Annotated in this window: 20 protein-coding genes; 8 read left to right on the top strand and 12 right to left on the bottom strand. The window is 71.1% G+C overall.

Annotated features, from left to right (window positions below; translation table 11 throughout):
* Positions 1-8: 8 nt before the first annotated feature.
* On the bottom strand, positions 9-1,544 hold the full coding sequence (locus NYZ98_RS23300; RefSeq protein WP_262845007.1) for a hypothetical protein: 1,536 nt from the start codon (positions 1,542-1,544) through the stop codon (positions 9-11).
* A 264-nt stretch (positions 1,545-1,808) separates the two neighbouring features.
* Positions 1,809-2,945 carry a site-2 protease family protein gene (locus NYZ98_RS23295; protein ID WP_262845005.1) on the bottom strand — a complete coding sequence of 379 codons (1,137 nt, stop codon included), beginning with the start codon at positions 2,943-2,945 and terminating at the stop codon, positions 1,809-1,811.
* Positions 2,946-3,058: 113 nt separating this feature from the next.
* Here NYZ98_RS23295 and NYZ98_RS23290 point away from each other — a divergent pair, with 113 nt between their 5' ends.
* The gene (locus NYZ98_RS23290; protein ID WP_262845004.1) at positions 3,059-3,919 is read left to right on the top strand and encodes a RecB family exonuclease; all 861 of its coding nucleotides are present in this window, start codon (positions 3,059-3,061) and stop codon (positions 3,917-3,919) included.
* Positions 3,920-3,969: 50 nt separating this feature from the next.
* On the opposite strand, the gene NYZ98_RS23285 is transcribed toward NYZ98_RS23290, so the two are convergent.
* On the bottom strand, positions 3,970-4,413 hold the full coding sequence (locus NYZ98_RS23285) for a hypothetical protein (RefSeq protein WP_262845003.1): 444 nt from the start codon (positions 4,411-4,413) through the stop codon (positions 3,970-3,972).
* Between the two features lie 313 nt (positions 4,414-4,726).
* Here NYZ98_RS23285 and NYZ98_RS23280 point away from each other — a divergent pair, with 313 nt between their 5' ends.
* The 4 genes from NYZ98_RS23280 (at position 4,727) to NYZ98_RS23265 (ending at position 7,748) form a co-directional block, all read left to right on the top strand.
* Positions 4,727-5,548, top strand: coding sequence for a helix-turn-helix domain-containing protein (locus NYZ98_RS23280; protein ID WP_262845002.1), 822 nt, complete (start codon positions 4,727-4,729; stop codon positions 5,546-5,548).
* Positions 5,539-5,751: a DUF397 domain-containing protein gene (locus tag NYZ98_RS23275; RefSeq protein WP_262845000.1), complete on the top strand. Its 213-nt coding sequence runs from the start codon at positions 5,539-5,541 to the stop codon at positions 5,749-5,751. The genes NYZ98_RS23280 and NYZ98_RS23275 overlap by 10 nt, the downstream gene beginning before the upstream one ends.
* 119 nt (positions 5,752-5,870) lie before the next feature.
* Positions 5,871-7,061 (top strand): sensor histidine kinase, encoded by a 1,191-nt coding sequence (locus tag NYZ98_RS23270; RefSeq protein WP_262844999.1) that lies wholly within the window; start codon positions 5,871-5,873, stop codon positions 7,059-7,061.
* Between the two features lie 3 nt (positions 7,062-7,064).
* Complete coding sequence (locus NYZ98_RS23265) at positions 7,065-7,748, top strand: response regulator (protein ID WP_262844997.1); 684 nt, start codon at positions 7,065-7,067, stop codon at positions 7,746-7,748.
* Between the two features lie 55 nt (positions 7,749-7,803).
* On the opposite strand, the gene NYZ98_RS23260 is transcribed toward NYZ98_RS23265, so the two are convergent.
* The 5 genes from NYZ98_RS23260 to NYZ98_RS23240 form a co-directional block, all read right to left on the bottom strand.
* Positions 7,804-8,838: an ABC transporter ATP-binding protein gene (locus NYZ98_RS23260; protein ID WP_316249598.1), complete on the bottom strand. Its 1,035-nt coding sequence runs from the start codon at positions 8,836-8,838 to the stop codon at positions 7,804-7,806.
* A complete protein-coding gene (locus tag NYZ98_RS23255; RefSeq protein ID WP_262844996.1) occupies positions 8,835-9,860 on the bottom strand; it encodes an ABC transporter ATP-binding protein in 1,026 nt (341 codons plus the stop codon). The genes NYZ98_RS23260 and NYZ98_RS23255 overlap by 4 nt, the downstream gene beginning before the upstream one ends.
* Positions 9,857-10,876 (bottom strand): ABC transporter permease, encoded by a 1,020-nt coding sequence (locus NYZ98_RS23250; RefSeq protein WP_262844995.1) that lies wholly within the window; start codon positions 10,874-10,876, stop codon positions 9,857-9,859. Before NYZ98_RS23250 ends, NYZ98_RS23255 begins: the two co-directional genes overlap by 4 nt.
* Positions 10,877-10,970: 94 nt before the next feature.
* Entirely contained in the window at positions 10,971-12,752 is a 1,782-nt protein-coding gene (locus tag NYZ98_RS23245) for an ABC transporter substrate-binding protein (RefSeq protein WP_262844994.1), read from the bottom strand.
* A gap of 55 nt (positions 12,753-12,807) precedes the next feature.
* On the bottom strand, positions 12,808-13,800 hold the full coding sequence (locus NYZ98_RS23240; RefSeq protein ID WP_262844993.1) for an ABC transporter permease: 993 nt from the start codon (positions 13,798-13,800) through the stop codon (positions 12,808-12,810).
* Between the two features lie 537 nt (positions 13,801-14,337).
* Here NYZ98_RS23240 and NYZ98_RS23235 point away from each other — a divergent pair.
* On the top strand, positions 14,338-14,814 hold the full coding sequence (locus NYZ98_RS23235) for an ATP-binding protein (protein WP_262844992.1): 477 nt from the start codon (positions 14,338-14,340) through the stop codon (positions 14,812-14,814).
* On the opposite strand, the gene NYZ98_RS23230 is transcribed toward NYZ98_RS23235, so the two are convergent.
* The 3 genes from NYZ98_RS23230 to metH form a co-directional block, all read right to left on the bottom strand.
* Positions 14,807-15,304, bottom strand: a complete 498-nt coding sequence (locus NYZ98_RS23230; protein ID WP_262844991.1) for a cellulose synthase — start codon at positions 15,302-15,304, stop codon at positions 14,807-14,809. The two genes, NYZ98_RS23235 and NYZ98_RS23230, sit on opposite strands and share 8 nt — an antisense overlap.
* 148 nt (positions 15,305-15,452) lie before the next feature.
* Positions 15,453-16,100, bottom strand: a complete 648-nt coding sequence (locus NYZ98_RS23225) for an HAD family hydrolase (protein WP_262844989.1) — start codon at positions 16,098-16,100, stop codon at positions 15,453-15,455.
* Between the two features lie 114 nt (positions 16,101-16,214).
* Positions 16,215-19,679: a methionine synthase gene (metH, locus tag NYZ98_RS23220; RefSeq protein WP_262844988.1), complete on the bottom strand. Its 3,465-nt coding sequence runs from the start codon at positions 19,677-19,679 to the stop codon at positions 16,215-16,217.
* Between the two features lie 281 nt (positions 19,680-19,960).
* On the opposite strand from metH, the gene NYZ98_RS23215 reads away from it, so the two are divergent.
* Both NYZ98_RS23215 and NYZ98_RS23210 read left to right on the top strand, forming a co-directional pair.
* On the top strand, positions 19,961-20,815 hold the full coding sequence (locus NYZ98_RS23215; RefSeq protein ID WP_262844987.1) for a PAC2 family protein: 855 nt from the start codon (positions 19,961-19,963) through the stop codon (positions 20,813-20,815).
* 313 nt (positions 20,816-21,128) lie between these two features.
* Complete coding sequence (locus NYZ98_RS23210) at positions 21,129-21,680, top strand: hypothetical protein (RefSeq protein WP_262844985.1); 552 nt, start codon at positions 21,129-21,131, stop codon at positions 21,678-21,680.
* Here the strand turns inward: NYZ98_RS23210 and NYZ98_RS23205 are convergent.
* Positions 21,652-22,470, bottom strand: a complete 819-nt coding sequence (locus NYZ98_RS23205; protein WP_262844984.1) for a sirohydrochlorin chelatase — start codon at positions 22,468-22,470, stop codon at positions 21,652-21,654. The two genes, NYZ98_RS23210 and NYZ98_RS23205, sit on opposite strands and share 29 nt — an antisense overlap.
* Positions 22,471-22,557: the final 87 nt, after the last annotated feature.

Below are 22,557 nucleotides of genomic sequence, written 5' to 3'. Positions count from 1 at the left end.
AAGTCTCCTTAGACGGGCTTGTTGAGGGCCCATTTGAACCACTGAGATGTCGAGCGCAGCGGGCCCATCCGGCGGCAGAAACCGCGTCTGGCCAGGTCGTCGGCGATCTCCTGGGCGGCGATCTGCAGGCCGAGGAAGGTGTCGACGCCGGGGAAGTAGCCGCCGAGGGTGGCCGAGCCGGAGGCGTAGAGCGCCCCGTCGCCGCTGGCGGTGCCCTTGATCTCGAAGTGGCGCTCGACCTCCAGCCGGCCGACCGGGTTGCGGTAGGCGCCGCCGTGCCGCAGCAGGTCGGCGAACACGCGGTGCTCGGCGATGTCGGCCTCGAGGCCGGTGCAGTCGATGATGTAGTCGGAGACGGGCTCGCGGACGGTGCCGTCCTTGCTGCGCACGTAGCTCATCATGCGGCCGTCGGCCGCCGGCTCGACCCGCTCGACCGTGCCCTGGACGGCGTGGTAGTAGCCGCCCTCGCGGCCCGCGCGCATCTGCTCCTGCCAGCGGCGGCGGAAGGGGGTGTTGGTGCCGCCCATCTCCTTGTACTTCTGGGCACGCTCCGGGCCCTCCAGCCTGCGCATCTCGGCCTTGAGCTGGCCGCCCCACACCGACTTCGGGTAGTTGAAGCCCTGGTAGGCCCAGCCGTCGCCGCCCTTGCGCCGGTTGCGCAGGCTGGGGCCGTGCGAGCCGGTCACGAACGTGCGGAAGATGTGCACGATCTGCGTCTGGAGCCGGAACTTCTCCCGGTCGTCGAACAGGCGCTGCAGCACGCGGGACGCGACGATGCCGCCGCCACGGACCACCACCGTGCCCGGACGGGTCTTGAGGAACTCGTAGACCTGCTCGTGGGGTTCGTAGGCGTTCACCACGTGCTGGTAGTCGCCGTACTTCTGCCGGAACTCCTGCAGGTCGGGCAGGAACTTCAGGCCGGGGTAGCCGAGGGCGATGTGCACGAACCGGGACCGGAACACGATGCGCTTGGTCTGGGCGGTGCCCTCCGGCGGGGTGACCACCGTGAAGTAGCCGCCGCCGCTCCTGCGGCGCACCATGCGGACCTGGCCCTTGACCAGCATGTCCCAGTAGGCGATGCGCTTGGCCTCGCGTTCGAGGTTCTCGAAGACCGTGCCCGCGCGGGGCGTCCAGTAGTCGTTGAGTATCGGCTCGGTCGCGATCTGGAGCAGGTAGGCGGGGTTCTTCTCCTTCCACGCCTCCTCCAGGGCGTAGGAGGGGAACCCCCACAGGTTGTCGGGCCGCGAGGAGGAGTCGGAGCGGATGCGCTCGGGCCGGGGGATCTGCGAGCACCGGGTCAGGAACTCGTAGGTCTGCCAGGGGTGGTCGATGTTGGACACCACCCGCATCTGCGAGGTCGGCACCCCGTAGACGCGCAGGTAGTCGAGGGTGACGAACGATCCGATGCCGCCGCCGAGGGTGAGGAAGGGGATGTCGTACATGGGGATGCCCGCCGCGGCGACCATGCGGTCGCTCCACTCGGGCGCACCCAGCAGCTCCGGCGTGAGGTCACCGGCCGCGGGGGGTGTATGAGGCGTAGCCAATGCGAACGTTCCTAATCTGCTTGGCCGACCGGATCGGCTGATCAGAACAGTAGCCGGGGCGCGCACGGAAAACGAGTGGGACAAAGCGGCCGATCTTTCCCCCTGCCTCAGCCCGTCCCCGTCGCGTGCGCTACTGATCAGACGCCCGACCCGCGCGTGAGGTTCGCGTGCGACGGCGTCCGGTCCCGGCGGGATCGTGAGGCGCCCTCACAAGGGCCGGACCCGGGAACGGACGCCGGAGGAAAGGTGACGCGCCGAGGGGGGTCAGACTCCGGAGAAGACGCGGTTCACGTCGGCGGTGACCAGCACGCCGAACACGTCGCCGCCCCGCTCGACCAGCAGGTACTCCCCCGAGGGGGCGCCGCGCATGGCGTCCAGGAGCGACTCGCCCGACAGGTCGGCGGCGAGCACCAGCGAGGGCTCCAGCGTGCGGGCCAGCGACCCGACGGTCACCCAGGGCCGCCGCTGCTCGGGCGTGGCCGTGACGGCGGCCTCGGCGACGATCGCGATGGGGTGCCCGTCGTGGTCGACGACCACCATCGCGCCCGCCTGCGCCTCCCGTGCGCGGCGCATGCCCTCGGCCAGCGGCACTTCGGCGGTCACCGGGATGGCCCGGCGAGCGAGCGAGCGGGCCTGGACCTGCGGCATGCGGGCGCGCACCCGCGCCACCCGCAGCGACTGGGTCGCGCCGATCCAGATGAACGACGCCAGCAGCACCGACCACAGCAGCATGCCCCACCCGGGCTGCTGCCCGGTCATGAGCGCCAGCCCCACCGGCACCACGACCAGGGCGACGGCCAGCCCGCGCCCGAACCAGGCGGCGGCGATCGTGCCGGAGCCCGGGTTGCGGGTGAGCTTCCACACGCCCGCGCGCAGCATGCGCCCGCCGTCGAGCGGCAGGCCGGGGAGCAGGTTGAACACGCCCACGATGAGGTTGGAGAACCAGAGCTGCCACACCAGGACGTAGGGGATGGTCTCCTGGGGGATGACCATGCTCGCCAGGTAGCCGACGCCGGCCAGGCCGAGCGAGAGCAGCGGGCCCGCGAACGCGACGAGGAACTCCCTGGCCGGGGTCTCGGGCTCGCGCTCGATCTCGGAGACGCCGCCGAGCAGGTAGAGCGTGATCCGGCGGACCGGGAGCCCGAAGTAGCGGGCGACCACGCAGTGCGCCAGCTCGTGGAGCAGCACCGACACGTAGAGGAAGACGGCGAACACGAAGGCGACCAGGTAGGTGACGACGGTGCCCCTGCCGGGCAGGTCGTCGGCCACCGAGGGCTGGAAGGTGTAGGTGATGAACGCCGCGACGATCAACCAGGTCGGCGAGACGTAGACGGGGATGCCGAAAGGCCGCCCCATGCGCAGCCCCGGAGACTCAGGCCGTTGCGGGGTCTGGGTGCTCATGTTTGTCGTCTTCCCTCCTTGTGCCTCGATGCTACGCGCCTCCGGAAGGGGATCGGCCGATCAGAGGCACGCCCTGGGCCGAAAGTGTCGGCCGGCTGACTTACAGTTCCGGCATGAGCATTTCGGAGTCGCCCGCGATCGTCGGCAGTCTCTCCCCCTCCCGCGCGGGCGACTTCATGACATGTCCGCTGCTCTACCGCTTCCGCGTGATCGACCAGCTTCCCGAGCGGCCCTCCGCGGCGGCCGTGCGCGGCACCCTGGTCCACGCCGTCCTGGAGCGGCTGTACGACCTGCCGGCCGCCGAGCGCACCGTCATGGCGGCGCAGGCCCTGCTCGACCCGCAGTGGTCGCGCCTGCTCGAGCACGCCCCCGAGTACTCCAAGCTGTTCGCCGACGAGTCCGAGCGCGAGGCGTGGGTCGGCCAGGCCCGCAAGATGCTGGAGCGGTACTTCGCCCTGGAGGATCCGAGCCGCCTGGAGCCCGCCCAGCGCGAGCTCTACGTGGAGGCCGTCCTCGACAGCGGGCTCATGCTGCGCGGCTACATCGACCGGCTCGACGTCGCGCCGAGCGGCGACCTGCGCGTGGTCGACTACAAGACCGGGAGCGCGCCCGGCCCCGACTTCGAGGCCAAGGCGCTGTTCCAGATGAAGTTCTACGCGCTGGTGCTGTGGCGCCTGCGCGGCACGGTGCCCCGGCTGCTCCAGCTCATGTACCTCGGCAACGGCGAGGTCCTGCGGTACTCCCCCGACGAGGCCGACCTGCTGGCGACCGAGCGCAAGGTGCAGGCGCTGTGGGAGGCCATCGAGCGGTCGCTGACCACCCGCGAGTGGCGGGCCCGGCGCAGCCGGTTGTGCGACTGGTGCGACTACCAGGCGATCTGCCCCGAGTGGGGCGGCACCCCGCCGCCGGTCCCCGACCGCCGGCCCGGCGACACCACCCGGGGCGCCCGCCGGGCCGCCACCGACGAGCTCTGACCCCCGCCGCCCCCGCTCCCTCCCGGCCGGTGGGCCCCGCGTGCCGCGCCTCACCGCCCCCCGCACGCCGGCCGCCCGCTCGCCTCCGCCCGCCCTTCACACCCGAGTGCCTCGTACGCGCGCCCGTCGTCCGCATGGCCCTCACGCGCGTGACCGGCGGGCACGTGACCCTCGTACGGGTGGGCCTCATGCCCGCCTCCCTCGTACGGGCGAGCCTCATGCCCGCCGCCCTCGTACGCCGCGCCCTCGTACGCGCGGCCGCCGATGGACTCCCATTCGTCGTCGCGCAGGGCGGGGATGCCGAGCGCGCCGGCCGCCTCGTCCAGCTCGTCCCGGTCGAGGCCCCATGAGGTCATGAGCCGTTCGGCCCGCCCGCGCCGCCGCTCGGCCTCCACCAGGTCCGCGACCACCCGCCGCACCCGCCGCACCGTCTCCAGGTTGGCGTGCCGCTGCTCCTCGGGGATCTCGCCGTTCCCGTGACCGGGAAAGATCATCGACACTCCTTCCGCCAGGGGCCACCGCGCTCCGCTCCGGCCGGCGCCCCGATCGCCCAGGTTTCCTCCGTCCAGCGCGAATCACTGCCGTTTCGCACTGGACGCGGTGATTCCACACGTTCACGATGATGCTGTGGCATGTACGGCATCGCCTCCGTCATTCACCCGCCCGTTGACCGTTCACCCTTCCAAGACTGCCGCCCGGCGACTACTCTCGGTACCCGGCCATCTCCATCGAGTATTCGACACCTCATGTGAAACGGCCTGTGGGAGGCGGCCGGCCGGCCGGCGGACCCGAGCGGAAGGAGCGACGATGCCCGCCCCTCGCGAACTGGACCCGAGCGCCTCCCCCCAGGCGCTCTTCGGCTACGAGCTGAGGCGCCACCGCACGGCGGCGGGCTGGACGATGGAGCAGCTCGCCCAGAAGATCTGCTTCTCGCTGGCCCTGGTGGGCATGGTGGAGACCGCCAGGCGCACCCCCTCGCGCGACTTCGCCGAGCGCTGCGACGAGGCCCTGCGGCTCGACGGCGCCCTGCTCCGGCTCTGGCCCTTCATCAACCGCGCCTCCACTCCGGCCTGGTTCCGCCCCTGGCTCGACGTCGAGCGCGAGGCCGGCACGCTGCACACCTGGCAGCCGCTGATCGTCCCCGGCCTGCTGCAGACCGAGGACTACGCCCGGGCGATCCTGCTCGGGGAGCCGAGGGTGTCCCCCGAGGAGGTGGAGGACCACGTCGCGGCGCGCATGGAGCGGCAACGCGTCTTCGCCCGCCCCGAGCCGCCGATGTTCTGGGCGGTGCTGGACGAGGGCGTGCTCCACCGCCCGGTCGGCGACGCCCAGGTGATGGCGGCCCAGCTCACCCGCCTGATCGAGGCGGGCACCCTGCCGTACATCACCGTCCAGGTCCTGCCGCTGAGCACGTACTCCACCACGGGCCTGGAAGGGGGATTCATCATCGCGCAGACGCGGGGCGTCCCCGACACGGTCTACCTGGAGTCGGCCGGGCACGGCCAGGTCGTCGACCGGGCCGAAGTGGTCGAGGACCTCGCCACCAGATACGAAGTCATCCGCGCTGAGGCGCTCCCTCAGCGCGCGTCGCTCGACTTGATCAGGGAGACGATGGAGCGATGGACCTGAACGACGAGTTCCGGCAGGCCGCGTGGTGCAAATCCTCTTACTCCGGTAGCAGCGGCGGCGACTGCGTCGAGGTCGCCGTCCTGCCGGGCGGGCGGGTCGGCGTCCGCGACAGCAAGGACCCGGCCGGCCCGGCGCTGGTCGTCACGGCCGGCGGGTGGACCGGCTTCAGCAGATGCGTGAAGGACGGCCTGTTCGCCGTCTGATCCCCGGGCGGCCCGCACCGGCCGCCGTACGCGCCCCTCGGCATGTCCTTCGTGGGGATGAGTCCGATGGTCATCCCTCAGCAGGGTGGCGAGCAGCCATGACGTCCTAAATTGAGAGGGTGCGCACCACCGGCATTCTGCGATCATGGCTGAGAGCCCATGCCCTGTTCGGCGACTCGGTCATGGCGGTGGTCGTGGCGGCGTTCTCGGTCGCCACGGCCGTGGTGGTCGGCTCCTCCGCGCCCGGCCCGCCGTGGGAGCCCGGCGTCCCCGGCGGGGCCCTGCTCGTGCTGGGCTGCGCGCCGCTGGTGCTCCGCAGGCGCTGGCCGTTCGTATTGCTGTGCGCGAGCGTGCTGCCCGACGTGGTCATGGTCGCGCTGGGCTACGCCGACGGGCTCACCGGGCTGGTGACGCTCATCCTGCTGTACACCGTCGCCGCCTACCGGGGCCTCGCGCTCAGCCTGGTCGCCGCCGCGGTGGGCCTGCTGGGGTACGCCGTGGTGGCGGCGCTGGCCAGCGATCCCGGCGGCTGGACCCGGCACACGTTCGTCTTCGTGGTCGCCTCGGCCATCTGGGTGGTCGGCCGCTCGGTGCGGCTGCGCCGGGCCTACCTCGCCGAGCTGGTGGACCGGGCCGAGCGGCTGGAGCGGGCCAGGGACGCCGACACCCGGGCCGCGCGCGCCGAGGAGCGGTCGCGCATCGCCCGCGAGCTGCACGACGTGGTGGCCCACCACGTGAGCGTGATGACCGTCCAGGCCGCCGCCGCCCGCAAGGTGCTGGACACCCGCCCGGAGGCCGCCAAGGACGCCCTGGTGGCCATCGAGGAGATGGGCAGGACCGCCATGCGGGAGATGCGGGGCATCGTCGGGGTGCTGCGCACCGACGGGGAGACCGGCGAGCTCTCGCCACAGCCGGGCATGGTCGACCTGCCGGGGCTGGTCGACCAGATGCGCGAGGCGGGGCTGCGCGCCCAGCTCTGGATCGAGGGCGAGCGGCGGACGCTGCCCCCGGGCATCGACCTGGCCGCCTACCGGCTGGTCCAGGAGGCCCTGACGAACAGCCTGCGGCACGCGGGGCCGGCCGCGCGGGCCTGGGTGACGGTGCGGCACGCGACGGGCGAGCTCGTGGTCCAGGTGGAGGACGACGGGCGCGGCAGGACGGGCGAGTTCTCCCGGGGTCCCGACGACCGTCCCGGCCACGGCTTGGTGGGCATACGCGAGCGAGTTGCCCTTTATGGTGGAAATCTGCGGATCGGCCCACGACAGGGTGGCGGATTCGAGGTAAGAGCCCGATTCCCCCTCAAGGACTGACAAATGACTATCCGTGTGCTGCTGGTCGACGACCAGCCCCTTCTGCGCACCGGCTTCCGGCTCATCCTGGAGGCCGAGACCGACATCACGGTGGTGGGAGAGGCGGGGAACGGGGCGACGGCGCAGGACCAGTCACGCGCCCTGCTGCCCGACGTGGTGCTCATGGACATCCGCATGCCCGGCGTCGACGGCATCGACGCGACCCGCCGCATCGTGCGCGACGCCGCCCCCGGCGCCCACGTGCCCCGCGTCCTGGTGCTGACCACCTTCGACCTGGACGAGTACATCGTGGAGGCCCTGCGGGCCGGCGCCAGCGGCTTCCTGCTCAAGGACGTGCCGCCCGACGAGCTGGTGCAGGCCATCCGGGTGGTGGCCGCCGGCGACGCGATCGTGGCGCCGAGCGTGACCCGGCGGCTGCTGGACAAGTTCGCCACCCACCTGCCCTCGGCCCACCAGCAGGCCACCCCGGCGCGCGTCCACCGGCTGACCGAGCGCGAGCTGGAGGTGCTGCGCCTGATCGCCCGGGGCATGTCCAACGCCGAGATCGCCGCCGAGCTGGTGGTCAGCGAGACGACGGTGAAGACGCACGTCGGCAACGTGCTGACCAAGCTGGCGCTGCGCGACCGCGTGCAGGCCGTGGTGCTGGCCTACGAGACCGGCCTGATCACGCCCGGCGCCATCCCCTGACCGGCCCGCCCGGCCACCGGGGCCGGACGGGGACGTGCGGGGACGTGCGCCCGGGTCAGCCGGGGACGGGCGTCCCGGCGTCCTCGGGCACGGCGTCGGAGGGGACGTTCTCCGGGAAGTGGCAGGCCACCTGGTGACGGACGTCGAGCTGCGCCAGGGGCGGCTCCACGGTCCTGCAGATCTCCTGCGCCTTCCAGCAGCGGGTGTGGAACCTGCACGCCGCCGGCGGGTTGATCGGGCTCGGCACGTCGCCCTGCAGGCGGATGCGCTCCCGCTCGCTGCGCCGCTTGACGTCGGGGACGGGCACCGCCGACAGCAGCGCGGTGGTGTAGGGGTGCATCGGGGACTCGTACAGGTCCTTGCGGTCGGCGATCTCGACGATCTTGCCGAGGTACATCACCGCGACCCGGTCGCTGATGTGCCGGACCACCGACAGGTCGTGCGCGATGACGACGTAGGTGAGGTCGAGCTCGTTCTGCAGGTCCTCCAGCAGGTTGACCACCTGCGCCTGGATGGACACGTCGAGCGCCGACACCGGCTCGTCGGCGATGATGAGCTTGGGCTTGAGCGCCAGGGTGCGGGCGATGCCGATGCGCTGCCGCTGGCCGCCGGAGAACTCGTGCGGGTAGCGGTTGTAGTGCTCGGGGTTCAGCCCGACCAGCTCCAGGATGTCCTGGACGGCCTTCTTGGTGCCGTGCTCGGTGCGCACGCCCTGGATGCGGAACGGGGCCCCGACGATCGCGCCCACGGTGTGGCGCGGGTTCAGCGAGCTGTAGGGGTCCTGGAAGATCATCTGCATGTCGCGGCGGAGCGGGCGCAGGGCGCTCTGGGACATGTGACTGATGTCCCTGCCCTCGAAGACGATCTTCCCGCCGGTCGGCTCCAGCAGGCGGGTGATCAGGCGGCCGGTGGTGGTCTTGCCACAGCCCGACTCCCCGACCAGCCCGAGCGTCTCGCCCTTGACCACGTCGAAGCTGAGCCCGTCGACGGCCTTGACGGCCGCGACCTGGCGCTTGATCAGCCCCTTGGTGATCGGGAAGTGCTTCTCCAGGCCCTGGACCGAAAGCAGGGGCTCAGGCGACTCGCTCACGCGGACTCCAGTTTGGGCTTGATCTCGTTCTCCCAGGTGGCGCGGCGTTCCTCCAGGGACAGGTGGCAGCGCACGAGGTGGCCGCCCTCGGTCTCCAGGAGCTCGGGCACCACCGTCCTGCCCTTGCCTTCGGTGCGGGGCTCGAAGGCGCAGCGGGGGTGGAACGCGCAGCCCGTGGGCACGTTGATCAGGGACGGCGGGGTGCCCTTGATCGGCATGAGGCGCTCGGTGCGCTCGCGATCGAGCCGCGGCATCGACCCGAGCAGGCCCCAGGTGTAGGGGTGTTCGGGCCGCTCGAAGATGTCCTCGGCGCTCCCGTACTCGATGCACTTGCCGCCGTACATCACCAGGATGTCGTCCGACAGCTCGGCGACCACGCCGAGGTCGTGGGTGATGATGATCAGCGCGGAGTCGAACTCCTGCTGCAGGTCGCGCATCAGGTCCAGGATCTGCGCCTGGACGGTCACGTCCAGGGCCGTCGTCGGCTCGTCGGCGATCAGCAGCTCGGGGTCGCACGACAGCGCCATGGCGATCATCGCGCGCTGGCGCATGCCGCCGGAGAACTCATGCGGGTAACTGTCCACCCGCCGGTCCGGCTGCGGGATGCCCACCCGGCCGAGCAGGTCGATCGCGTGCTTGCGCGCGACGGCCTTGCTGACGTCGTTGTGGATCCGGTAGGCCTCGATGATCTGCGCGCCCACCGAGTAGTACGGGTGCATGGCCGACAGCGGGTCCTGGAAGATCATCGCCATCTTCTTGCCGCGCAGCGTCCGCACGTGCTCGGCGCTCGCGGAGACCAGCTCCTCGCCGTCGAGCCAGATCTCCCCGGAGATCTTGGCGCGGGTGCCCTTGTGCAGGCCGAGGACGGCGAGGCTCGTCACGCTCTTGCCCGAGCCCGACTCCCCCACGATGCCCAGGGTCTTGCCGCGTTCGAGCCGGAACGACAGGCCGTCGACCGAGCGGACCAGGCCGTCGTCGGTCGGGAAGTGGACGCGAAGGTCCTTGAGCTCGAGAAAGCTCACGCGAGCCTCACTCTCGGGTCGACCACCGCGTACAGGAGGTCGACGACCAGGTTCGCCACGACGACGAAGAACGCCGCGACGAGCGTGACGCCCATGACCTTCGGCAGGTCCTGGTTGGTGATCGCGTCGATGGCGTACTTGCCGATGCCGGGCAGGGAGAAGGTGCTCTCGGTCAGCACCGCGCCGCCCATGAGCAGGCCGAGGTCGAGGCCGAAGATGGTCAGGATGGGGGTGAGCGCCCCGCGCAGGCCGTGTTTGAAGACCACCACGCGTTCCGCGAGGCCCTTGGCCCTGGCCGTGCGGATGTAGTCCTCGTTCATCGTCTCCAGCATGCCCGACCGCGTGAGCCGCGCGTACCCGGCGGCGTACAGGAAGGCCAGGGTGATCCACGGCAGGATCAGGTTGTACGCCCATTGGGCGGGGTTGTCGAAGAACGGGGTGAAGCTGCCGCCGGGGGCGGTGATCGCCAGCGGGCGGCCGTAGCTGAACAGCACCAGCGAGACGATGCCGGTGAAGAAGATCGGTAGTGAGACGCCGGCGAGCGCGATGCCCATCGCCGCCCGGTCGAAGACGCTGCCGCGTTTCAGCGCGGAGAGCACGCCGGTGGCGACGCCGGCGATGAGCCACAGGACCGCGGCCCCGAGGGCCAGCGAGAGGGTGACCGGGAGCCGGTTCAGCAGGTCGGGCCACACCGGCAGCCGGGTGAGGAAGGAGTAGCCGAAGCACGGCGCCGGGCAGCGCTCCACGCCGGGGCCGTAGTCGTAGTCGGCGCCCGTCACGATGCCCTTGGCGAAGCGGCCGTACTGCACGATCAGCGGGTCGTTGAACCCGAGTTTCTCAGCGGCGACCTTCACCTGCTGGGCGCTCGCCGTGCGCCCGACATAGCGGGAGGCCAGGCTCTCCGAGGTGGCGCCCGTCAGGCGGGGCACCAGGAAGAAGATGGCGAAGGTGATCACGCTCACGATGGCGAGCATGAAGACACCCCAGATCAGGCGCCGGATGATGTATGTGACCACAGTCCCCCCGGCCCCGGGGGCCGGCCTGCCGGCCGGCCCCCTGCCGCGTTCACGGATCTATCGGATCTTTCGGATAACGGGTGGTGCGGACCTTTTACTCGAGGCCCATGTTGAGGTAGTCGTACATGCCGAACGCGTCGCTGACGTAGACGTTCGTCAGACCCTTGCCGCGCAGCAGCAGGCTCTTGGCCCACAGGCCCGGCAGGATGTAGGCGCCGTCCATGACCTTCTGGTCGATCTGGCCCCAGATCGGCTCACGCTTGGCGACGTCGGTCTCCAGGGAGGCCTGGTCGATCAGCTTGTCGACCTCGGGGTCGCGGACGCTGATGTTCGAGGAGCCACCGGTCTCACGGATCACGCGGCTGTCGACCACCTGCTGGAGGAAGCCGTAGCCGTCGGGCCAGTCGGCACCCCAGCCGTTGACGGCCAGGCCCAGCTTGTTGTCCTTGGCGTAACCGGGCTTGCCGGCGTACAGGGCGAAGTAGTCCGCCTGCGGGAACGGCTTCAGCGTGAGCTTGATGCCGACCTTGGCCAGGGACTGCTGCAGGGCCTCGGCGGCCGCCTTCTCCTTGGGACGCTCGGCCCGGTAGGAGATGTTGGTCTCGAAACCGTTCGGCTGGCCGCAGGCCGTGAGGGCCTCCTTGGCCTTGGCCACGTCACCGTGGTTGTCCGGGCCGCTCGGGTACGGATTGATGTCCTGGTGGCCGGGGATGCCCGGGGGCAGCAGGCTGGTCGCGATCTGGCCACCGGAGAACTCGCCGCCGTAGGCGGTCTGGTAGGCGGCCTTGTCCGAGGCGAACTCCACGGCCTTGCGGCAGTCGAGGTTGTCCAGCGGCTTCACGTTGCCGTTGATCGACGTGTACCACAGACGCGTGATCGTCGGGTTGTCGGTGTTGGCCTTCAGCGCCGGGTCGGTCAGCACGCGGCCGAGGGTCGCGGGCTGCGCGCCGGTGCCGGCGATGTCGACCTGCAGGTCACCGGCGAGGATCCGGTTGTCGATGTCGTCGGCGTTGACGTTGGTGCTGACCTCGTAGCCGTCGGGCAGCGCCTTGCGCTCCGGGTCGGAGGCCGGGTCCCACTGGTCGTTGCGTACGAGGTTGAAGCCCTTGCCGATGTCGTTCTTGTCGAACTTGTACGGCCCGGAGGAGATCACGTGCTCCTTGTACTTCGCGCCGGTGTCCTTGGCCTCGGGGACCGGAATCGTCGCGGGGAGCTGGGCGAAGTAGTCGAAACCACTGTACGACTGCTTCAGGTGGAAGACGATCGTCTGGTCGTCGGGGGTCTCGATCGCCTTGTCGGTGTTGACGCCCTTGGACTTGTAGGGGCCCTTGTAGTCCTTCGGCAGGGCGAGGGTGTCGTTGAAGTAGGTGTACCCGTCCGGGAAGATCTCCTTGTCCAGCGACCGCAGGACGCCGTACTTCACGTCCTTGGACGTGATCGGAGTGCCGTCCTCGTACTTGACGCCCGGCTTGAGCTTGTAGGTCCAGGTCTTGGCGTCGTCACTGGGGACGCCGAGGCTGTCGGCCAGGTCGGGGACGAGCTGGCTGCTCTCCTTGCCCGGAGCCGGCTTGAACATCACCAGGGCGCGGCCGTAGAGCCGGATGAAGTTCCACGAGTAGCCGTAGTAGGTGTCGGCCGGGTCGAGCGAGTCCCAGTCGCCGGCGTTGGCGAACTTGATGATGCCGCCCTTTTTGTCGGACGGGTTCAGCACCTTCTCCAGGGCCGCGTTGAACTCCGCCTTCGCGCCGCTGCTCGCCGGTGCGGCGGCCGAGCCCGACTGGCTCGGTGTGGAGGCGGTGCCGCCCCCGCACGCGGACAGCGCCAGGGCGAGGACCGCACCCAGGGCGGTCACCCCCAGCGTGGTCTTTCTCTTCATCTAAAAAACCCCTTGTTGTCGGTGCCAGGGAACTTATGGGGGGAACAGGTCGAGCTCAGCGGGCCCTCGGGTCGAGGGCGTCGCGAAGGCCGTCTCCGAGGAGGTTGAAGGCCAGAACGGTGATGAAGATCGCCATGCCGGGGAAGAACATGAAGTGCGGGATCGTGTAGAACCGCACGGCGTCCGACAGCATGCCGCCCCAGGTGGGGGTGGGCGGGCGCACTCCGACGCCGAGGAACGACAACGCCGCCTCGAACAGGATGTTCGAGGGGATCAGCAGCGTGGAGTAGACCAGGATCGGCGCCACCAGGTTGGGCAGCATCTCCCGGAAGATGATGTACGGCCCGCGCGCGCCGAGGCTGCGGGCCGCGTCGACGAACTCCCGCTCGCGCAGGGAGAGCGTCTGACCGCGCATGATGCGCCCGATGTAGGGCCAGTTGAAGAACCCGATGATGAACACCAGGAGCGAGACGCGCAGCGCGTCGCCGGACAGGCCGAACGCGGAGTCGGGCACGATGCCCGCCAGGGCGATGGCGAAGACCAGGATCGGGAAGGCGAGGAAGACGTCCATGGCCTTGCTGATGACCGAGTCGACCCAGCCGCCGACGTACCCGGCCGTGACGCCGAGCACGGTGCCGATGACCACCGACAGCAGGGTCGCCAGGAAGGCGATCAGCAGGGAGATGCGGGCGCCGTAGACGATGCGGCTGAAGATGTCGCGGCCGTTGACCGGCTCGACGCCGAACAGGTGGTCCCAGCCGATGCCGGTGCCGTCCTTCGGAGCCATGGTCTCGGAGCTGATGAGGTCCTGGTTGAAGTCGGTCGGCGGATGCCCGATCCAGCCGACGATCAGGGGCGCGAAGACCGCCACCAGGATCAGGAAGATCACCACGCCCGCGCCCGTCAGCGCGACCTTGTCGCGTTTCAGGCGCATCCAGGCGATCTGGCCGAGTGATCGGCCCTGGATCGCCTTGGCTTGCGACGCATCCAGCACGGCCTCTGGTGCGGCTTCGTACTCCGCGCCCGAGACGTCGAGCGGTGCGGTCATAGTGTCGGCCCCCTGGATCCCAGACGACGTTGTCCGTGTGGCGCGTCGCCCGGCCAAGGGTGGCTGGCGGACGTCGCCCCATTCTGGTGGCTGGCCGCGTGTACGGCCCCCGGACGCAGAATCTACGTGCTGAGCTGCACTGACCAGTACCTGAGCACGCTATGTGGCTCAACTGTGATTCATGCGAAATTCATTCGTGTTGATCTTGAAGCCAATGTCAGAGGCGTGTCTTGGTTGTGTCTGAGTCCTGTGACGTAAGGGGGATCGCACCGTTTGGCCGGATTTCACGGGGAAAAACGGGCCCCGGCCAGGCGCCGCGTCCGCCCCTGAGATTTTGCGTCATCGTCCCGCACCGCGTGGCCGGCACGCCCGCGACACGCGGGACCGGCGGTGCGGAAGGGGCCCGAGGGGAAAACGGGGCGCCGTCCGCCGAACGCGGGCAGGCCCGGGACCGTACCTCGTACTGGAAGACGCCACACGTGCTGGGCCCGCAGGCAAGGAGCATCGATGATCGGCACTCCGAGAGGACAGCTGACCATGTCATGGGACCTTACCGACGACCGGGCGATCGTCGCCGAGGCGCGGGGCACGGCGAGACGGGCGCTCGCGAGCTGGGGGCTGGCCGACCTGGTGGACGACGTGGTGCTGATCGTGAGCGAGCTGGTCGGCAACGCCGTCACGCACGGCGCCGCTCCGGTCCGGCTGTCGCTGAGCGCAGGGAGGTCCGCGCTGCGGGGCGAGGTGAGCGACCACGGGGCGGGACGGCCGCGCCGGCTGGACGCCGGCGTCGCGGCCGACCACGGCCGGGGGCTGATGATCGTCTCGGCCCTGGCCGACCAGTGGGGGGTCGGGCCGGGACCCGACCCGCTCGCCAAGACCGTCTGGTTCCTGCGCTGCCTGCGCCACCGCGCCCACGAGTCCCCCATGCCCTGCCCGCACCCCCCCGCCCGGCAGGGGGCCGGCTCGCGGTCACCGGCCTGGGCTCACGGGGAGGGCGGGGCGGGGGCTAGCTGATGCCCCGGCGCTTGAGGATCTCCTCGATGTCGGAGAGGTCGTCGTCGGCCGGGGCCGCGGACTTCGGTGGCAGCGGCCGGCGGTTGGGCACCGTCGGGGCGATGCTCGGCGTCGCGCCCGGCGCGCCCGCCGGGGCCGCGCCGGGGACGGCCTGCTTGGCGGGCCGTTCCGCGCGCGCGGCGCCCCCGCGCCGTCTGCGCAGCACGCCGGAGACCAGGAACAACAGCGCCGACAGGGCCGCGACCCCGACGCCCGCCCAGACCGTCGGCGAGAAGACCAGCCCGGTGACGAAACCCACCACGGCCGTGCCCGCCTGCCACACCGCCGGCAGCGCGCCGGTGAGGTACGCGGCGAGCGGGATCAGGGACCACGCGGCGACCCGCAGGCCCGCGCCCGCGCCGCGCCTGCGTAACGTCAGGAAGCCGATCAGCAGCCCGGCCGCTGTCAGCCCCGCGCAGAGCGGCAACCAGGCGATCTGGTCGAAGGTCATAACGGCTCGCCCCCTTGGGATGTGGCATTACCATTCCATCCTGGCACGCCCTCCGCGCGTACCCCCTCCTCCCCAAGGATGGCCCGTCCCCTACCCCGGGGAGGGCGCGTCCCCTAGGGGAGACCGCCCCCGGGACCGGGGACCGGGGCTACGGGGCCAGGGAGAGGGCGCGCAGGGCGGCCAGGTCGACCTGTTTGAGCGATTCGACCACCAGGCGCCGGGGCGCCGGGGGGATGGCGAGGACGCTGGGGACCGCCACGACCGCGCAGCCCGCCGCCGTGGCGGCCGCGACGCCGTTCGGGGAGTCCTCAAGGACGACGCACCGCGCCGGGTCCACGCCGAGCGTGCGCGCCGCCAGCAGGTACGGCTCAGGGTCGGGCTTGAAGCGGCCGACGTCGTCGCCGGTGACCACGATGTCGAAGCTCGCGCGCCCGATGCCGGCGAGCACCGCCTCGGCGATGGGCCGGGTGGAGGAGGTGACCAGCCCGGTGGCCACGCCGGAGGCGCGCACCTCGGCCAGCAGCTCGGCGGCTCCCGGCATCGGCTCGAACCCGTCCGCGAGCAGGGTGAGCACGCCTTCGAGCAGCCAGGCCTCCAGCCGCGCGGGGTCGGCGGCGGTGCCGCTCCTGGCCATCATGTAGGCGACGGTCGCGGGCATCGAGCCGCCGACCAGGTTCTCCTGGTCGGCGTTGGTCCATTCCGCTCCGAGGCGCCGCATCACCTCTGACTCGACCCGGAACCACAGCTTTTCGGTGTCGACGAGGAGCCCGTCCATGTCGAAGAGAACCGCGTCCACACATCCCCCTGACGACCGGTGCCGTACACCAAGACCGTACCGTCCGGCCGGGAGTGGCCGGACGGCGAGGTGACCTTGGACGCCGGGGCCCCGCTCGGGCCCGGCGGCGCGGGGTCAGACGTTGAAGTAGCTGGCCTCGGGGTGGTGGACGATCATGGCGGAGGTGGCCTGCTCGGGGTGGAGCTGGAACTCCTCCGACAGGCTCACGCCGATGCGGGAGGGGTCGAGCAGTTCGAACAACTGCGTCTGGTCCTCCAGGTTCGGGCAGGCGGGGTAGCCGAAGGAGTACCGGCAGCCGGTGATGTTCACCTTCAGCATGTCGTTGAGGCTCTCCTCGCCGCCGATGCCGAGCTCGGACCGCACCCGCGCGTGCCAGTACTCCGCCAGCGCCTCGGTCAGCTGCACCGACAGCCCGTGCAGCTCCAGGTAGTCGCGGTAGGCGTCCTTGGCGAACAGCTCGGCCGTGGCCTCGGAGATGCGGTGGCCCATGGTGGCGACCTGGAAGGCCACGACGTCGACCTCGCCGGAGTCGCGCGAGCGGAAGAAGTCCGACAGGCACAGATGCCGGTCGCGGCGCTGCCGGGGGAAGGTGAACCGGGTGCGCTCGTTGCCCGCGTCGTCGAGGATGACCAGGTCGTCGCCCTCGCTGACGCAGGGGAAGTAGCCATAGGAGACCGCGGCCTCCAGGAGGTTCTCGGTCTGCATCCGCTCCAGCCACATGCGCAGCCGGGGCCGGCCCTCGGTCTCCACCAGCTCCTCGTAGGAGGGCCCCTCGCCGCCGCGCGCGGCCTTCAGGCCCCACTGCCCCATGAACGTGGCCCGCTCGTCCAGGAACGCCGCGTACTCCGCCAGCGGGATGCCCTTGACGACGCGGTCGCCGTGGAAGGGCGCGCGGGGGACGGGGTTGCCCGCGGCCACGTCGGAGCGGGCGGGCAGCTCCTCCTCGGGCGTGCGGACCAGGGTGGCGCCGGTCTTGACGCGGCGTTCGCGCAGCGGCGGCAGGGTCGCCCCGGCCACGCCCCGCTTGACGGCCATGAAGGCGTCCATCAGCCGGAGCCCCTCGAAGGCGTCCCTGGCGTACCGGACGTGGCCCCCGAAGACGTCGGCGAGGTCCTGCTCGACGTAGGCGCGGGTGAGGGCGGCGCCGCCGAGCAGCACGGGGAAGCGGTCGGCGATCCCCCGGGCGTTCATCTCCTGGAGGTTCTCCTTCATGATGACCGTGGACTTCACCAGGAGCCCAGACATGCCGATCACGTCGGCGTTCTTGTCCTCCGCGGCCTCCAGGATGGTGGACACCGGCTGCTTGATGCCGAGGTTGACGACCTCGTAGCCGTTGTTGGACAGGATGATGTCCACCAGGTTCTTGCCGATGTCGTGCACGTCGCCCTTGACGGTCGCCAGCACGATGCGCCCCTTGGTGTCGCCCTCCACCCGGTCCATGTGGGGTTCGAGGTAGGCGACGGCGGTCTTCATGACCTCGGCGGACTGCAGCACGAACGGGAGCTGCATCTGCCCCGAGCCGAACAGCTCGCCGACGGTCTTCATGCCCTCCAGCAGCACCTCGTTGATGATCTCCAGCGCCGGCCGCTGCCCCAGACCCTCGTCCAGGTCGGCCTCCAGGCCCTTCTTCTCGCCGTCCACGATGCGCCGCTTGAGGCGCTCCCACAGCGGCAGGCCCAGCAGTTCCGCGGCCCGGTCCTGGCGCATCGAGGCGGCGTCCACGCCGTCGAACAGCTCCATGAACCGCTGCAACGGGTCGTATCCCTCACGACGCCGGTCGTAGACCATGTCCAGCGCCACCTGACGCTGTTCGTCGGGGATGCGCGCCATGGGGAGGATCTTGGAGGCGTGCACGATGGCCGAGTCCAGGCCCGCGTTCACGCACTCGTTCAGGAACACCGAGTTCAGCACGATGCGCGCCGCCGGGTTCAGGCCGAAGGAGATGTTCGACAGCCCGAGGGTGGTCTGCACCCGGGGGTAGCGGCGCTTGAGCTCGCGGATGGCCTCGATGGTCTCGATGCCGTCGCGCCGGGTCTCCTCCTGGCCGGTGGCGATCGGGAAGGTCAGGCAGTCGACCAGGATGTCGTCGACCTGCATGCCCCACTCGCCCACCAGGGCGTCGATGATGCGTGAGGCGACCCGCACCTTCCACTCGGCGGTGCGCGCCTGCCCCTCTTCGTCGATGGTCAGCGCCACCACGCCCGCGCCGTGCTCCCGCACCAGACGCATGATCTTCTGGAACCGGGAGTCGGGGCCGTCGCCGTCCTCGTAGTTGACCGAGTTCAGGACCGCGCGCCCGCCGAGCATCTCCAGCCCGGCCTCCAGCACCGCGGGCTCGGTGGAGTCCAGCACGATCGGCAGCGTGGAGGCGGTGGCGAAGCGGAACGCCAGCTCCTTCATGTCGGCCACGCCGTCGCGGCCCACGTAGTCCACGCACAGGTCCAGCATGTGCGCGCCGTCGCGGGACTGGGCGCGCGCGATGTCGACGCACTCCTCCCAGTTCTCCGCCAGCATGGCGTCGCGGAAGGCCCTGGAGCCGTTGGCGTTGGTGCGCTCGCCGATGGCCAGGTAGGAGGTGTCCTGGCGGAACGGAACGTGCGCGTACAGCGAGGCCGCGCCGGCCTCGGGACGCGGGCGGCGGACCGCGGGCGCCTGGCCGCGCACCTGCTCCACCACCTTGCGCATGTGCTCGGGGGTGGTGCCGCAGCAGCCGCCGACCAGGGAGAGCCCGTAGTCGCGGGTGAAGGTCTCGTGGGCCGAGGCCAGCTCGCCGGGGCTGAGGGGGTAGCGGGCGCCGTCGGAGGTCAGCTCGGGCAGGCCGGCGTTGGGCATGCACGACAGGGCGAGCCGGCTGTGCTTGGCGAGGTAGCGGAGGTGCTCGCTCATCTCGGCCGGGCCGGTGGCGCAGTTGAGCCCGATGAGGTCGATGCCGAGGGGTTCGATGGCGGTGAGGGCGGCGCCGATCTCCGAGCCCAGCAGCATCGCGCCGTTGGTCTCGATCGTCACCTGCGCGATCACCGGCACGTCACGGCCCGCCGCCTCGATCGCCCGCCGGGCGCCGATCACCGCCGCCTTCACCTGCAGCAGGTCCTGGCAGGTCTCGATGATCAGCGCGTCGGCGCCGCCCGCGATCAGCCCGGCCGCGTTGTCCCGGTAGGCGTCGCGCAACGTCGCGAACGGCATGTGGCCCAGCGTCGGAAGCTTGGTGCCCGGGCCCATCGACCCGAGCACGTACCTCGGCTTCTCCGCCGTCGACCAGTGGTCGGCGCGTTCCCGCGCCAGCCGCGCGCCCGCCTCGGAGAACTCGTAGATCTTCTCGGGGATGTCGTACTCCCCGAGGGCGGCGAGGTTGGCGCCGAAGGTGTTGGTCTCGACGCAGTCGACGCCGACCTCGAAGTAGGCGTCGTGGACGGCCTGGACGATGTCGGGGCGGGTGACGTTGAGCACCTCGGGGCAGCCTTCGTGGCCGAGCACGTCGTCGAGCGTGATGTCGTAGGCCTGCAGCATGGTCCCCATGGCCCCGTCCGCGACGATCACGCGTTCGGCGAGGGCTTGTCTGAAGGACGCTCCGCTGTTCATGTTCTCAGCCTAGCGGGAGGCGTGACGCGCCTGTTCGGCCATGGTCACCCGCACGATTGGGGGGTGGATGGCCGCCGATGACCGTTCGGCGCCGTGTGCGGGATCATGGTGGCGTCCGCCCGCCGACGCCGTATGGGCCCGCTCACACCCGGCTATCGCCGCTCCGTGCCACTCAGCGCCTCCCAACGAATAGGCTTAGACAGGCACAAGGCCGCCGCCGGCGGCCGAGAGGACGTCCCGGTCACCCGGGCGGCCTCGGCCAGGCGAGGAGGAGGCGGCGCGTGATCGAGCTCGAAGGACTTCCCGAGCTCGTCGACCCGGTGCTGATCGCCGCGTTCGAGGGGTGGAACGACGCGGGTGAGGCGTCGAGCGGCGCCCTCGCGCATCTCGAGGAGGAGTGGAAGGCCACTCCCCTGGTCGAGCTCGACCCCGAGGACTACTACGACTTCCAGGTGACCCGCCCGGTCGTGGAGCTCGGCGACGGCCTCACGCGTTCCATCATCTGGCCGACCACCCGCCTGCTGGTGGCGCGCCCGCCGGGCAGCCGGCGCGACGTGGTGCTGCTGCGCGGCATCGAGCCCAACATGCGCTGGCGCACCTTCTGCGCCGAGATCGTGAGCATCTGCCTGGAGCTCGGGGTGGAGACGGCGGTGCTGCTCGGCGCCCTGCTCAACGACTCCCCGCACACCCGCCCGGTGCCGATCGTCGGCTCGGTGAGCGACCCGGGCCTGGCCCGCTCGCTCAACCTGGAGATGACGCGCTACGAGGGCCCCACGGGCATCGTCGGCGTGCTCCAGCACTCCCTGGGCGTGGCGGGCACCAAGACGGTCTCGCTGTGGGCCTCGGTGCCGCACTACGTCGCCCAGCCGCCCAACCCCAAGGCCACGCTGGCGCTGCTGCGCCGCATGGAGGACCTGCTGGACATCCCCATGCCGCTCGGGGAGCTGCCCGACGAGGCGCAGGCGTGGGAGCACGGCGTGGACGAGCTGGCCGCCCAGGACTCCGAGGTGGCCGAGTACGTCCGCGAGCTGGAGGAGCGCAAGGACGCCGCCGAGCTGCCCGAGGCCAGCGGTGACGCCATCGCGGCGGAGTTCGAGCGCTATCTGCGGCGGCGCGACACCGACGGCGACGGCTGACGTTCCGCCGTCAGACCCGACGAAAGCCACATAGCGCGCAATTCGCGTTATGGCCTACGGGGCTCCGGAAGTTCCGGTAATAATTGTCCGCTGCGCGACTCCGCACCAATGCACCTGGGCGGCACCCCCACGCGCGGCAACGATTCGATAACGGAGAGAAACACGACTCCGCAAAAATCGTGAACGCCGCCGCCCGCGTGCTGAACCTACACATGTGACTGCGCACCTTGGGACCCCCATGGCGACTCCATATCCTGACCCGCACAAGAGAGCACAGGAGACGCGGCGACGCGTTCTCGAAATGGCCGTTTTCATGAAACAGGAAGGCCCCGCCGCGCCCGCCCCTGCGGCGGAGGCGTATCCGCAGTTGCGCGGCGCGACCCCGGCGCAGGCCGTCGAGTTGTTCCTCGCCCTCCTGCAGGACCGGCTGCCGGTCTGGCTGCGCACGCTCGACGAGCTGATGAACCGCGCGGGCAAGGGGCGGGTGAACGACAACCTGCTCCCGGTGGCGCGGGCCGGCATCGACTACTACGCCGAGGTCCAGGCGGCGGCGATGCCCGCGTTCATCTCCCCCTCGATCACGGTGCGCTTCCGCGAGGCGCTGCGCGAGACCCGGCTCGGGCCCGCCTCCGAGATCGCCCCCCTGGCCGAGTACCTCCAGGCCGAGCGGGGCCTTGGGCGGGTGGCGCCGGACGTCACCCCCGAGGCCAGCGCCCGCCTGCTGCTCGCGGGGTGCTTCCGGCACGCCTACTACGAGATGTTCGCCGGCCCCGGCGCGGGACTGTCGCGGGACGACGGCGCCGTGGAGATCGTCCGCGAGCTGCGGCTGGAGTCGGTCACCCCCCGGACGCCCGCGCTGTCCTGAGCGGTTCCCTGGCGAGGCGGGGCGCCGCCTCCTGCCCGCCGCGCCCGATCGTCGCGGCGGCCTCGTCGTACCTGTGCCACGCCAGCGCGGCCAGGTCGTCCTCGGCGCCCAGCGGGCCGCTCACCAGGTCGGCACCGGCCGACTCCAGCCGGTCCTGGAAGAACCCGGGGGCCAGCAGGTAGGACGCGACCACCACGCGGGGCGCCGGCCCCGAGCGGAGCCGTTCCAGCGCGTCGGGCACCGACGGGGTCCCGGCCGAGGCGAATGCGGCGGTGACCGGGCGCGCCAGCCGCACCGACAGCAGCCGGGCGGCGGCGCGCACGTCGGCCAGGGCCGCGGGGTCGGAGGAGCCGGCGGCGCCGAGGACCACGGCGTCGGTGGAGCGCAGGCCGGCCGCCGCCAGCCGCCGCGCCAGCACCGAGGTGATCAGCGGGTGCGGGCCCAGCCGGCCGGCGACCAGGGCGTCCGGCCGGGTCCCGGCGACCACGGCGGGCAGGTCGACGTGGACGTGGTAGCCGCCCGCCAGCAGCAGCGGGACCACGACGACCGGCCCCGGCACGCGGGCCAGGACGCCGGCGAGCGAGGGCGCGCTGATCTCCAGGTAGCCGAGCTCGACGCGGTGGCCGGGGCGGGCGCGGCGCACCCGGTCCGCCAGGGTGGCGAGCGTGGCCTGGCCGGGCGCGCTGCGCGTGCCGTGCGCGACGAGCACCAGCGTCCCCTCGGCCCCCTCGGCGGCGGGCCTCCCGGCGGGACCCCTCCTCGCCAGGACGCCCGTGCGGTTCCCCCTCACAGGCGCGCCCGCCGATACGCGTGCGCCCGCCGATCCAGCCGATGCAGACGCACCGGCCGACGCGAACGCGCCTGCCGGTCTCCCGGC

It is taken from the genome of Sphaerisporangium corydalis, from assembly GCF_025506355.1.
Taxonomy (GTDB): domain Bacteria; phylum Actinomycetota; class Actinomycetes; order Streptosporangiales; family Streptosporangiaceae; genus Sphaerisporangium; species Sphaerisporangium corydalis.
Note: the sequence above shows the minus strand (reverse complement) of the source record. Positions and strands in the feature narration are given on the sequence as shown.

Bases quoted from the DNA above. Each gene is read 5' to 3' on its own strand.
- NYZ98_RS23295 (WP_262845005.1), bottom strand. From the start codon at position 2,945: ATGAGCACCCAGACCCCGCAACGGCCTGAGTCTCCGGGGCTGCGCATG.
- NYZ98_RS23290 (WP_262845004.1), top strand. From the start codon at position 3,059: ATGAGCATTTCGGAGTCGCCCGCGATCGTCGGCAGTCTCTCCCCCTCC.
- NYZ98_RS23285 (WP_262845003.1), bottom strand. From the start codon at position 4,413: ATGATCTTTCCCGGTCACGGGAACGGCGAGATCCCCGAGGAGCAGCGG.
- NYZ98_RS23280 (WP_262845002.1), top strand. From the start codon at position 4,727: ATGCCCGCCCCTCGCGAACTGGACCCGAGCGCCTCCCCCCAGGCGCTC.
- NYZ98_RS23275 (WP_262845000.1), top strand. From the start codon at position 5,539: ATGGACCTGAACGACGAGTTCCGGCAGGCCGCGTGGTGCAAATCCTCT.
- NYZ98_RS23265 (WP_262844997.1), top strand. From the start codon at position 7,065: ATGACTATCCGTGTGCTGCTGGTCGACGACCAGCCCCTTCTGCGCACC.
- NYZ98_RS23245 (WP_262844994.1), bottom strand. From the start codon at position 12,752: ATGAAGAGAAAGACCACGCTGGGGGTGACCGCCCTGGGTGCGGTCCTC.
- NYZ98_RS23240 (WP_262844993.1), bottom strand. From the start codon at position 13,800: ATGACCGCACCGCTCGACGTCTCGGGCGCGGAGTACGAAGCCGCACCA.
- NYZ98_RS23235 (WP_262844992.1), top strand. From the start codon at position 14,338: ATGTCATGGGACCTTACCGACGACCGGGCGATCGTCGCCGAGGCGCGG.
- NYZ98_RS23230 (WP_262844991.1), bottom strand. From the start codon at position 15,304: ATGACCTTCGACCAGATCGCCTGGTTGCCGCTCTGCGCGGGGCTGACA.
- metH (WP_262844988.1), bottom strand. From the start codon at position 19,679: ATGAACAGCGGAGCGTCCTTCAGACAAGCCCTCGCCGAACGCGTGATC.
- NYZ98_RS23210 (WP_262844985.1), top strand. From the start codon at position 21,129: ATGAAACAGGAAGGCCCCGCCGCGCCCGCCCCTGCGGCGGAGGCGTAT.